This window comes from Photobacterium sp. J15 (assembly GCF_963870815.1).
GTDB classification, from domain to species: domain Bacteria; phylum Pseudomonadota; class Gammaproteobacteria; order Enterobacterales; family Vibrionaceae; genus Photobacterium; species Photobacterium marinum.
Genome location: NZ_CAWMUI010000001.1, coordinates 1,135,523 through 1,147,316 on the forward strand (window position 1 = coordinate 1,135,523; position 11,794 = coordinate 1,147,316).

10 protein-coding genes are annotated in these 11,794 nt (G+C 46.4%); 8 read left to right on the plus strand and 2 right to left on the minus strand.

Going from position 1 to position 11,794, the window contains the following annotated elements:
- Positions 1-249: 249 nt before the first annotated feature.
- The 3 genes from AACQ93_RS05530 to yiaY all read left to right on the plus strand — a co-directional run bounded on the left by AACQ93_RS05530 (position 250) and on the right by yiaY (position 5,157).
- Positions 250-1,725, plus strand: a complete 1,476-nt coding sequence (locus AACQ93_RS05530; protein WP_064602738.1) for a NarK family nitrate/nitrite MFS transporter — start codon at positions 250-252, stop codon at positions 1,723-1,725.
- A gap of 71 nt (positions 1,726-1,796) precedes the next feature.
- Positions 1,797-3,554, plus strand: a complete 1,758-nt coding sequence (locus AACQ93_RS05535) for a bifunctional protein-serine/threonine kinase/phosphatase (RefSeq protein WP_084418991.1) — start codon at positions 1,797-1,799, stop codon at positions 3,552-3,554.
- A 454-nt stretch (positions 3,555-4,008) separates the two neighbouring features.
- Entirely contained in the window at positions 4,009-5,157 is a 1,149-nt protein-coding gene (gene yiaY, locus AACQ93_RS05540; RefSeq protein ID WP_064602741.1) for an L-threonine dehydrogenase, read from the plus strand.
- 100 nt (positions 5,158-5,257) lie between these two features.
- Here the strand turns inward: yiaY and AACQ93_RS05545 are convergent, their stop codons facing one another.
- Both AACQ93_RS05545 and AACQ93_RS05550 read right to left on the minus strand, forming a co-directional pair.
- Positions 5,258-6,409 carry a diguanylate cyclase domain-containing protein gene (locus AACQ93_RS05545; RefSeq protein WP_007461916.1) on the minus strand — a complete coding sequence of 384 codons (1,152 nt, stop codon included), beginning with the start codon at positions 6,407-6,409 and terminating at the stop codon, positions 5,258-5,260.
- A 3-nt stretch (positions 6,410-6,412) separates the two neighbouring features.
- Complete coding sequence (locus tag AACQ93_RS05550; RefSeq protein WP_007461918.1) at positions 6,413-6,910, minus strand: hypothetical protein; 498 nt, start codon at positions 6,908-6,910, stop codon at positions 6,413-6,415.
- Positions 6,911-7,391: 481 nt separating this feature from the next.
- Between AACQ93_RS05550 and AACQ93_RS05555 the strand changes: the two genes are divergently transcribed.
- The 5 genes from AACQ93_RS05555 to AACQ93_RS05575 all read left to right on the plus strand — a co-directional run bounded on the left by AACQ93_RS05555 (position 7,392) and on the right by AACQ93_RS05575 (position 11,765).
- Positions 7,392-8,048: an ABC transporter permease gene (locus AACQ93_RS05555; RefSeq protein WP_007461919.1), complete on the plus strand. Its 657-nt coding sequence runs from the start codon at positions 7,392-7,394 to the stop codon at positions 8,046-8,048.
- 27 nt (positions 8,049-8,075) lie between these two features.
- A complete protein-coding gene (locus AACQ93_RS05560) occupies positions 8,076-9,197 on the plus strand; it encodes an ABC transporter ATP-binding protein (protein WP_064602743.1) in 1,122 nt (373 codons plus the stop codon).
- A gap of 3 nt (positions 9,198-9,200) precedes the next feature.
- Positions 9,201-9,932 (plus strand): ABC transporter permease, encoded by a 732-nt coding sequence (locus AACQ93_RS05565; RefSeq protein WP_007461921.1) that lies wholly within the window; start codon positions 9,201-9,203, stop codon positions 9,930-9,932.
- Between the two features lie 12 nt (positions 9,933-9,944).
- Positions 9,945-10,835 carry a glycine betaine ABC transporter substrate-binding protein gene (locus tag AACQ93_RS05570; RefSeq protein ID WP_064602745.1) on the plus strand — a complete coding sequence of 297 codons (891 nt, stop codon included), beginning with the start codon at positions 9,945-9,947 and terminating at the stop codon, positions 10,833-10,835.
- An 87-nt stretch (positions 10,836-10,922) separates the two neighbouring features.
- Positions 10,923-11,765, plus strand: a complete 843-nt coding sequence (locus tag AACQ93_RS05575; RefSeq protein WP_064602747.1) for a nitrilase-related carbon-nitrogen hydrolase — start codon at positions 10,923-10,925, stop codon at positions 11,763-11,765.
- Positions 11,766-11,794 lie beyond the last annotated feature (29 nt).

Here is an 11,794-nt window from a genome sequence, read left to right on the forward strand (position 1 = left end):
CCATTTTTTATATCTATATAACTAACTAATTCTTATTTTTGATATTTAAATTAACTGAACTGCATAAATATGAAATTAATTGTTCTTTTATGTTTATATCTGGTGCGGAAATGATCGCTTTGGTGCAGCCTTATTTCTAAGTTCTCATTTTATCTGATTTTTTTGATTTAACCTTTTGTTTTTACTTGAATGTAAATTGGCATGTTTACTGCAGTTGGCTTATCAGTCAGTCAATAAAGGAAAGAGACAATGACAGATACAGGTAAGTTCAACATATTTTCGATGACCGGGAAGATGAAAATCCTTCACTTTAGCTGGTTTGCTTTTTTCATCACCTTTGTAGTGTGGTTCAACTTTGCGCCTTTGTTGCAGTACGTGAAAGAGTCGCTCGGGTTGACCACGGCAGAAATCAAAACACTGCTTATTCTTAACGTTGCCTTTACCATACCGGCGCGGGTGCTGATCGGTATGCTGACCGATAAGTATGGTCCTCGTTTAGTGTATTCAGCTTTGCTGGCGGTTTGTGCCGTTCCCTGTTTTGTGTTCGCATTTGCCGATGATTTTGTTCAGGCCGCAATAGCCCGTTTTGCGCTGGGACTTATCGGTGCCGGTTTCGTGATTGGAATCAGGCTGGTGTCTGAGTGGTTTCCTCATAATGAGCTGGGTACAGCCGAAGGGATTTACGGCGGCTGGGGTAACTTTGGTTCAGCGGCAGCAGCTTTTACCCTACCGACTATTGCTGTGATGTTTGGCGGGGAAGATGGCTGGCGTTATGCCATGGCTATCACCGGAGCAATGAGCCTGATCTTTTCTTATATCTTTTATATCAATGTTTCCGATACACCAAAGGGCGCAACCTATTTTAAACCTAAGAACTTAGGGGCGATGGAAGTTACTTCTAAAGGGGACTTTTACCTACTGCTGCTGATGAAGCTTCCTATGTACGGTGCACTGGCATTGCTGGCTTGGAAGTTGTCACCGGCCGGTGTTTCTTTGCTTAGTGAGACAATGGAAATCGCGATTTATCTGGTGCTGGCCGTTATATACCTTTATGAAGTGAGTCAGGTGTGGAAAGTCAATAAGCATATCTTTAAAGAGCCGGTACCGGAGATCCATCAGTATAAATTCAAGCAAGTCGCTATTTTGAATGTGCTTTATTTTGCTACCTTCGGCTCAGAGCTGGCTGTCGTTTCTATGTTGCCGCTGTTCTTTTCAGAAACCTTTGAACTGACGCCTGTGGTTGCCGGTATGGTGGCGTCGGCTTATGCGTTTATGAACCTGATGTCCCGTCCCGGCGGAGGCTGGTTGTCCGATAAGTTTGGCCGCAAGCTGACCTTACTGATTTTAACGGCAGGCCTGGCGGGCGGTTACTTCCTGATGGGCATGGTTGATAGTAGCTGGCCGGTATGGCTGGCAGTCGCAGCCGCTATGGCTTGCTCTTTCTTTGTTCAGTCCGGTGAAGGGGCTGTTTTTGCTACGGTTCCTCTTATCAAGCGTCGTATGACCGGGCAGATTGCCGGAATGACAGGCGCTTACGGTAATGTCGGGGCTGTTTGTTACCTTACTATTTTGTCGCTGGTGGATTACAGCACCTTCTTCTTTGTTATCGGTGCAACGGCAATTATTGGTTTTGTTACTCTGCTGATGATGGAAGAACCATCCGGGCAGATTGCTGAAATCAATGAAGACGGTAGTGTGACTATGATTGATGTTGCTAACAGTTAGAAACACATAATAGTGATAATGGAATAGCTGCCTGCGGTGGCAGCTATTCCATCCGTCAGGGAGGTGAACGAATGGATGTCGCTGAAGATGTAACAACGCAACCGCTTGATGACCTTCAGGTGTCTCTGGGGGGCTATTCAACAGCCGGGAGCAGGAAGGCCAATCAGGATGCTTTTGCGGCGCATTGTCCGCATCGCGATAACGTGAAGAAGTACAAAGGAATAGTTGCATGTATTGCTGATGGCGTCAGTTGTAGTGAGAACGGGCAGCAAGCCAGCCACACCAGCGTTACCCAATTCATTGATGATTATTACAGTACTCCTGACAGTTGGGGGGCAAAGCATTCCGCAGCCAGGGTGCTTAAAGCGCTTAACAGTTGGTTGTATTTTCACGGCTGTCAGAGTGATTTGCGCCATAACGGTCTTGTGACGACTTTCAGCAGCATTATTTTTAAATCGAATACCGCACACCTTCTTCATATCGGTGATAGCCGGATTTACCGTTATCGCCAACACCGATTGGTTCAGTTGACAAGCGATCACAGTCGTAAACAGGGAGGAAAGAGTCATTTTCTTACCCGGGCGCTGGGGATGGATAATCGACTTGATGTTGACTATCGCCGGGAGTTACTTGAACCGGATGATATTTTTGTGCTGTCTACAGATGGCCTCCATGATTGGCTGACAGAACCTGAATTGGCTGGTTTGTTATCGGTGCACGGGCAATCCCTGGAAGCCAGGGCCAGAACTATTGTCGAGCGAGCGATTGAAAATGGCAGTACGGATAATGTGACCTGCTTGCTGCTGAGTGTTGATGCTTTGCCTGAAGAGAATTTACAGGAAGCGGAAAGGCGATTGACCCAAAGGGTGATCCCGCCGGTAATGAAAGAAGGCAATCGGATCGATCAGTATGAAATAACCCGGGTGATCCACAGTGGCTCCCGAAGTCATGTCTATCTCGCTGCTAGTCAGTTCGACGGTAAAAGCTATGTCTTAAAAGTGCCTTCGCAAAATTTTTCTGACGATATGCTCTATCTTCAGGGCTTTATCCGTGAAGGTTGGTTGGGTAATCAAATCGATCACCCTTCGGTTATGAAAATTCACCGTTACTCGATGCAGTCTTCTTTTCTCTATCATGTCTGTGACTATGTTGAAGGCACAACGCTGAGGCAATGGATGCTTGATAACCCTGAGCCGACATTGGAAAAAGTTCGTGTGATAGCCAGTGAGTTGGTTAAGTCGTTACGCTATTTGCAGCGAATGGGAATAGTTCATCGGGATTTGAAACCTGAGAATATTATTCTGACTGATAAAGGCTGGGCTGTATTCATCGATTTTGGTACGGTCCAGGTAGAGGGCCTTGAAGATATAGCTGGGGGCATCAAAGAGTCGATACCCGTCGGGGATATTGATTATATGGCACCAGAATATCTTGCTGGGAAGAAGGCAACGCCTTTTTCTGATCTGTTTTCAGTCGGCATCATTATTTATGAAATGCTGACAGGGCAAAAGCCCTATGAGCGATTACGCTCCACAGTTTATGATGTCACTCAACGTCAGGATTTCAGTTATGTACCGGCCTTGACCTACCGAAATGACATTCCGGCATGGATGGATTTGGTTCTGAAAAAGGTTTGTCATCCATTACCTCAATGTCGCTATCAGGTAATGTCTGAGTTTCTTCAGGATTTATCGACCCCGAATCCGGCGATAGTAAAAGAGCTTAAGGGCGCACCTCTACTTGAAAAGAACCCTTTGCTGGCGTGGAAGGTTTTTACCTGGGTATTGCTGATTATCGTTATTGTCGAAACCTATTTCCTGATGCGTTGATTTTTTCACCACAATTTCGCTTCAAACTCATTTTCAACTGACTTCGAATGTCGGGATTTTGCTTCCTTTCTACTCCCACTTTTTAAACCTGAAATTTACCTTCTGATGTGACCAGAAAAGGGCTGACATTTTTCTATTCCTTTTAATGTGCTGTTAATCGCATTAATGCATATTAATCGGTGACCGGAAGAAAGATAATGTTTACTCCAATAAACAATAAAGTCAGTAAATGTAGTGAAAAAGTGACGAAATTCAAAAAATTTAACTGAAGTAAACATCGGTATTTCATAATTTGTTTGAGATCAAATTGTTGCACATTTCGACAGTGTTAGATATGCACACCAAGCCCGAGAAGGGTGACAAGATACTCATTACAGGTAGCTGTTTGAGTTGAAATGGAATGGTTAATTAATCAGCTAAAGTAATTAGTATTTGAATATTAAGGAGAATTATTGTGAGTAGTGCATTTTTTATCCCTACAGTAAACCTGATGGGCGCTGGCTGTCTTACTGATGCAGCGAATGCAGTAAAAGAACAGGGCTTCAAAAAAGCGCTGATTGTTACTGATAAAGTGCTAAATCAAATTGGTGTAGTTAAGCAGGTTGCAGACCTTCTTGCTGAGCGTGAAGTTGAATCTGTTGTTTTTGACGGTACACAACCAAACCCTACAATTGGTAACGTTGAAGCAGGTCTTGCACTGCTAAAAGAGAACGAGTGTGACTTCGTTATTTCTCTAGGTGGCGGTTCTCCACACGACTGTGCAAAAGGTATCGCTCTGGTAGCTGCAAATGGCGGTGAAATTGCTGACTACGAAGGTGTTGACCGTTCAGCTAAGCCTCAGATGCCACTGTTTGCAATCAACACAACTGCGGGTACTGCATCTGAAATGACTCGTTTCTGCATCATCACTGATGAAGAGCGTCACATTAAGATGGCTATCGTTGACAAGAACACAACTCCGCTGATGTCTGTTAACGATCCTGAGCTGATGCTTGCTAAGCCAGCATCTCTGACTGCTGCAACTGGTATGGATGCACTAACTCACGCAATCGAAGCTTACGTTTCAACTGCGGCGACTCCTATCACTGACGCAGTAGCTATCAAAGCGATCGAACTGATTCAGGCGCACCTGCGTACTGCAGTAAACGAAGGCCAGAACCTGGAAGCTCGTGAGCAAATGGCTTACGCACAGTTCATGGCGGGTATGGCGTTCAACAACGCATCTCTGGGCTACGTTCACGCAATGGCACACCAGCTGGGTGGTTTCTACAACCTGCCACACGGTGTATGTAACGCAGTTCTTCTGCCACACGTTCAGCGCTACAATGCTCAGATTTGTCCAGAGCGTCTACGTGATGTTGCTAAAGCGATGGGTGTTAACGTTGAAGGCATGACTGCAGAGCAAGGTGCAGATGCAGCTCTTGAAGCAATCCAGCAGCTATCTAAAGATGTAGGTATCCCTGCAGGTCTGACTGAGCTGGGTGCAAAAGCAGAAGATATCTCTATTCTTGCTGACAACGCACTGAAAGATGCTTGTGGTCTAACAAACCCTAAACAAGCAACTCACGAAGAAATTTCTGCAATCTTCACTGCAGCACTGTAATTCTTCGTTGATTGAATAAGCAGAAAAGCGGCCGTTTGGCCGCTTTTTTTATGCTTGTTTTTTGCCTTCTTGCTTTAGCTTCTGTATTAAGACGCTCTTATCAGGAAATGACTTCTTCTTCGCCTGAACAGGTGGCTTCATTCGGTTGATAGTGGTTCAGGCCATCTTTACCTTTTTGCTTCACTTCGTACATCGCAAAATCGGCCTGTCTGAACACTTCTGAAATAGTTTTCGCCCTGCCGGGAAAATGGCTGACACCGATACTGGCTGAAATAATCAGGTTTTTACCGCCGATTCGTGCCGGACGGCGAAGTACTTCAATCAGCTTTAGACCCAGATTATTGCCTGGTAATGGCTTACCAGATGGTGAGCGGAGCTCAATGATTGCAAACTCATCACCACCCATACGTGCGGCATAATAACTGTCGCAATCAAGCTCAGAGAGTCGGCGCCCTAATTCGATCAGCAATTCGTCACCGGCATGATGGCCCAGAGTGTCATTAATGGTTTTGAAGCCATCCAAATCGATCAGGTAAAAATTAAATGGATAGTTAAGTTGCTCAAGGTCTTTGAGTTTGTGGTTCAGCCATAGTCGGTTGCGGATCCCCGTTAGCGAATCATTCATTGCCAGCTTGTGATGGGTGTGGGATTCACGAAGAATCAAGAAAGCGGTCAGCACACCTATCAGCAACATCGTCAGTAATAAATAGTGGATGATTTTCTCTATTTCAGAGATAGCATGGATGCGATCGCCCAGATCACCGCTGGATAACCGGAATTTATGGTTAAGAAAGATAATCAGGTTTTCATAATCATCCCGGAAGGTATCCAGGAGCGGCTGGACATTCTGCGTATTAGGAAGTTCAAGTAATGCCGGTTCGAGCTGTTTGATATTCGTGAAGTGTTCGTTCACGACATTATAAGCTCCTTTGAACTGGTCAAAGTGCATCACCTGCTTGTTATTAATAATGGTGTTAAAGCGGCTCCATAAGATCTCATACTGGATCATCATGTCATTATGATCGCTATTGCCAAACTGGTAGTTCTGTAGCTGAAAGATAAACTCTGAATATTCTTTCGTTAACTGCAGTACAAACCAGATAGCTTCGTTCTGACTCTTAGAAACGATCTCTGAATTATTTTTCAGCTGGGTTACCGCGAATACTGTGCTGCACAGTAAAACAGAGATTATGATGTATAACCCTCGTTTGACCCATTTTTGCTGTGTGGTAAGTAGCTTACTTCTTGCCATAGGCTAGTTCGCTGTAATGTGTTCAAGTTGCCAGACCATTTTTGCCAGATTTTTGGTTTGTCCTAATTCCGGATACTGGTCAATGGAGAAGACCAGCCAATAAGGACCGTAATCCCGAATTCGTAGGTACTGATCGTCCTTTTTGATAGCAACGATGGGCTGATATTTTTCAATATGTTCTCTGCTGACTTCGGCTGAGTAGTCGTTGAGTGCACTCATTTTTATTTGAGTTGGCTCCAACTGGTAGTTTTGCAGCAGGGTGGTGAGCTTCACACCTTTGAATTCAGCTTTGCCCTGAATCCACGGCAGGTGGGTTATAAGTGTACTTTGTGGAAGGTGTTCGATTTGTTCTCTGGTCAGGGTGACAGTGATGTATTCACCAGATGTATTGTGACCTGCTATGGTCAGTTTAGTTTCGTAAGCGAACGCTGGTGATGACAGCGCAATAACCAGAGAAAGTATAAGTAGCTGCAGAGTAAAAAATGACAACCTGATGGACATCCTGAAACCTCATTTGGGTTATCTTTAAATCTTACATCGCCTTCGCGGCGGTGATGATAAGTCGCCACTCCATTGGCGAGGTAAATCATTCGTTACATGGTTTTTTGTACATTCTAGTCAGCAAACAAGAAACCTGCGTAAGGATATTGTGTGATCACTATCGACATTTTTTTGACGTTTTTTGCTGTTTTTCGTCGATGTAATCCTTTTTTTTGTACGTTTTGTTAGTTTTTTGTTCGTCATTAATGACAAAGTTCAAAATAAAGTCGGAAATTCCTTGAGCTCATCATAGCAACTCAATAGAATCACCAACTCATTTTGTCACTCGCCAGCGAGCGTGCTGGTGGAATGACGCTTATGGCTTTAAGCCATGTCAGTCAGGGGGTAACCCTGCCTACATAACCAGTCGGTTATATCCAAGCGCTTGGATGCGCATTCTGAAAACAATCTGTGTTTAACCTTTTTAATCCAGAGGTGCAAATTGGAAATTTTCAATTTCATTCTGGACAACTGGGAAATCATTGCGTCTCGTACTGTTGAACACCTGTCACTGGTCAGCCTTGCTGTTGGCCTTGCGATTTTGACGGGTGTACCGGTAGGGATTGCTATTACCCAGAATCAGCGTGCAGCGAACATCGTGCTGTATGTTGCGTCCATTATTATTACGATTCCGTCGATTGCTCTGTTCGGGATCATGATCCCTGTACTGTCGATGATCGGTCAGGGTATCGGCTATTTGCCGGCGGTAATTGCTGTGTTGTTGTATTCGCAGCTGCCTATTATCCGAAACACCTATACCGCCATTAACAATGTAGATCCTGCACTACGAGAAGCTGCTCGTGGTATCGGTCTTACCAATATCCAGCGTTTGCGTTTGGTTGAAATTCCACTGGCGATTCCGGTCATCATGGCTGGTGTTCGTACTGCCGTTGTGATGAACATCGGTGTAATGGCGATTGCAACCTATATCGGTGCCGGTGGCCTGGGAACCTTTATTGCCCGTGGTATCAGCCAGTCTGATCCGCGCCAGCTGATTGTTGGGGCGGTGGCTGTGAGTTTGCTGGCCATTTTTGCCGACACCATTCTGGCTATGGTGCAGAAGAAATTCACGCCGAAAGGCGTCGTCGTTCACGGCTAAAGATTTAAGAATTAAGAGGGTGTTTTCATGATCAAACTTGAGAACCTGACAAAAATTTTCGAAACCCCACAGGGCGTGGTGACGGCTGCCGACCATATCAATATGGAAGTTCCGACTGGCGAGATCTGTGTTCTGCTGGGTCCTTCCGGTTGTGGTAAGACAACAACACTAAAGATGATTAACCGCCTTGTTACGCCAACATCCGGTAAAGTCTTCATTAACGGTGAAGATACGACTGACATCGATACCGTAACCCTGCGCCGTAACATCGGGTATGTTATCCAGCAGATCGGTCTGTTCCCGAATATGACCATCGAAGAGAATATTGCCCTGATCCCTAAACTGATGGGCTGGGATCCGAAGCGCTGTACTAACCGCGCCAAAGATCTGCTGGACATGGTAGCGCTGGATCCGAATGCGTTTATGAAGCGTTACCCGAATGAACTGTCCGGTGGTCAGCAGCAGCGTGTTGGTGTGGTTCGTGCCCTGGCGGCAGATGCACCGGTTCTGCTGATGGATGAACCGTTTGGTGCTATCGACCCAATCAACCGCGAAGTGATTCAGGAAGAATTCCTGAAGATGAACAAAGAGTTGCAAAAGACCATCATGTTCGTTTCTCACGACATTGATGAAGCAGTGAAAATGGCAAACAAAGTTGCAATTTTCCGCGATGGTCAGCTTGAACAGTACGCAAGCCCGGACCAGCTTCTGGCTCATCCTGCAACTGATTTTGTGGCTGACTTTGTCGGCACCGACCGTACTCTTAAGCGTCTTCAGCTGTCGACGGCGGGCGAGGTCATGGAACGCAATGTTCCGACTGTAACGCCGGATGATAATCTGGACGTAGCTAAGAAGCTGATGGACGATTATGGTCACGGCATGATCGTGATGGTTAACAAACAGCAGCAGCCTGTCGGTGTGATCAATAAGAGTGTTGCATCAAGTGAGCGTGGTTTGTGTGGTGAGCACTTTGACGGTCTGCCAATCCTGATGAAGCAAGAACAGGATCTGCGTGCGGTAGTATCAAAGATGTTTGCACACGACATCAGTTGGCTGGCCGTGGTTGATGAGCAGGGCCGCCTGTGCGGTGAAATTTCACAGCGTGGTATTACTCACCACCTGGGAGCCAGTTTCCGTACCAAGGGGTAAGCGATGAAGTCGATTAATCTGAGTCCTTACTTCAATGCGCTGATGTTCTTCGTTGTATTTATGGTGGGGATCTGGGCGCAGTCATCAGGCTTTGTAGACCAGTTTATTTTTTACTGGGATGAGATCCTGTACCTGTCTGGTCATCATATGAAGCTGACCCTGATCTCCGGCGCGATTGCCGTGTTGATTGGTGTGCCGCTGGGTGTGATTCTGAGCCGCCCGTATTGCCGACGTTATGCAGATTTCTTTATGCAAATCTTCAATATCGGTACCACTGTACCGACACTGGCGGTACTGGCTTTGGCGATGAGCTTCCTGGGTATTGGTGATAAGCCGGCGATTTTCGCGCTGGCGATTGCATCGGTTCTGCCTATTTTGCGCAACACCTATACCGGTCTGATTGCTGTGCCTGCGCACCTGAAAGAAGCGGCAACCGGTATTGGTCTTACGCCATGGCAGCAGTTGGTTAAAGTAGAACTGCCGAATGCGCTTTATGTGATTATGGCGGGTATTCGTACTGCAATTGCGATCAATATCGGCACAGTGCCTCTGGCATTCCAAATCGGTGGTACCGGCTTGGGTGAGCTGATTTTTGCTGGTATTGATTTGTACGATACGCCTATGATGTTGGCGGGTGCGATCCCGACGGCTGTTCTGGCGCTGATCGCCGATATCTTGCTGGGTATGCTGACGTTTGTAATTGTCAGCAAAGGCGTTAACCCGAACCGTAACTGAGGAATCTGAGATATGACGTTTATTTCACGAATGATGGCTGCGGTTGTGGTATTGGCTATGTCCCAGACAGCAGTGGCTGCAAACAAATTGGTTGTTGGCGGTAAAGGCTTTACCGAGCAGCTGATCATGTCATCAATGACTGCTCAGTACCTGCAGGCGAAGGGTTACGAAGTAGACCAGCGTGACGGTATGGGGTCGACCGTTCTGCGAACAGCACAGGAAAACGGTCAGATTGACCTGTACTGGGAATATACCGGCACCGGCCTTATCACCTATAACAAGGTGACTGACAAATTAAGCCCGGAAGAGACTTACAAGCGTGTTAAGTCTCTGGATGCAAAGAAAGGCCTGATTTGGCTTAACCCTTCTAAGGCAAATAACACTTATGCACTAGCAATGCGTAAAGACTTTGCCAAAGAGAAAGGGCTGGAAACCATCAGTGACATGATGGCCTGGCTGAAATCTGAAGACGGTGAAGATGCACTGCTGGCCAGTAACATTGAGTTTTCTGCCCGTGCTGATGGTCTTAAATCTTTGCTGGCGGCTTATGAGTTTGAGTTGCCGCGCCGCAACCTGAAAAAAATGAACTCAGGTCTGGTTTACCAGGCACTTTCACAGGAAGTTGTAGATATTTCAATGGTGTTTGCAACCGATGGTCGTGTTAAGGCATTTAACTTTTATGTACTGAAAGACGATCGTCAGCATTTCCCTAACTATGCACTGACTCCGGTTGTGAGACAGGACTCGTTGGATGCGAATCCGCTACTAGCTGATCAGCTGAATGCGCTGGCGGCACTGATGAACGATGACGTAATGGCTTCCCTGAATGCTCAGGTGGATGTTGACGGCATTTCAATCGAGCGCGTTGCTCACGACTTCCTACAACAGAATAACTTGCTGTAGCAGTAAGAAAGCGAGGAAAGGCCGGCTCCCTGAGTGTAGACCCAGAGTGCTGGCCTTTTTATTACCTTGCTGAACACTTGGTGAAACATGACAATGAAAAATGAACTGAAAGTCGGTATTGCCCAGATCGCACCTGTATTGGGTGATGTTGCGGCGAACCTTGAAAAGCACCTGCAATATATTGAAGCAGCAAGAAAAGAAGGGATTGAGCTGCTGCTGTTCCCTGAGCTGTCAATGACAGGTTATAGCTTGCGTGAGAAAACGCTGGATGTGGCGATGCCTCTATCTGCGGATGTACTGGATGAATTGGCAGCTGCGGCCGGTGATATGGCAGTCAGCTTTGGCTTTGTTGAGGAAGCCAGTGCCGGTGAGTTTTACAATGCTCAGGGCATGGTGAAAAACGGTCAGCTTATTCACTTGCACCGCAAACTTAACCTGCCAAATTATGGTGGTCTGGAAGAAGCCAAGTGGTATAGCAAAGGTCAGGGCCTGGAATTATGCGAGCTGTTTTCCGGCTGGCCGACGCACACCTTGATTTGTGCTGACTTGTGGAATCCGGCACTACCGCACCTGGCAATGCTGGACAAACCTGCGCTGATGCTGGCTCCGGTAAACTCTGCTGCAGATATCGTTTCAGATGAATTTTCTAACCCGCAAGGCTGGAAGACTAATACAGATTTCATCTCAATGACTTATGGTGTGCCGTTGCTGATGGCAAACAGCTGTGCGCTTGAGGGTAACAGCCGATTCTGGGGCGGTTCTCGTATTATGGATGCGTTCGGCAACTGTTTGGCCGAAGCTGGTGCAGAAGAGGCGCTGATTTCAGCGGTTGTGAAACTGTCTGATACCCGTGAGGCGCGTTTCCAGCTTCCGACTATTCGTGATGCTGATAACCGCCTGGTGCTGGATTTGCTGAAAAAGCGACTTTAAGCCTTGGTTGAGGTGGCGGATAAAGATAA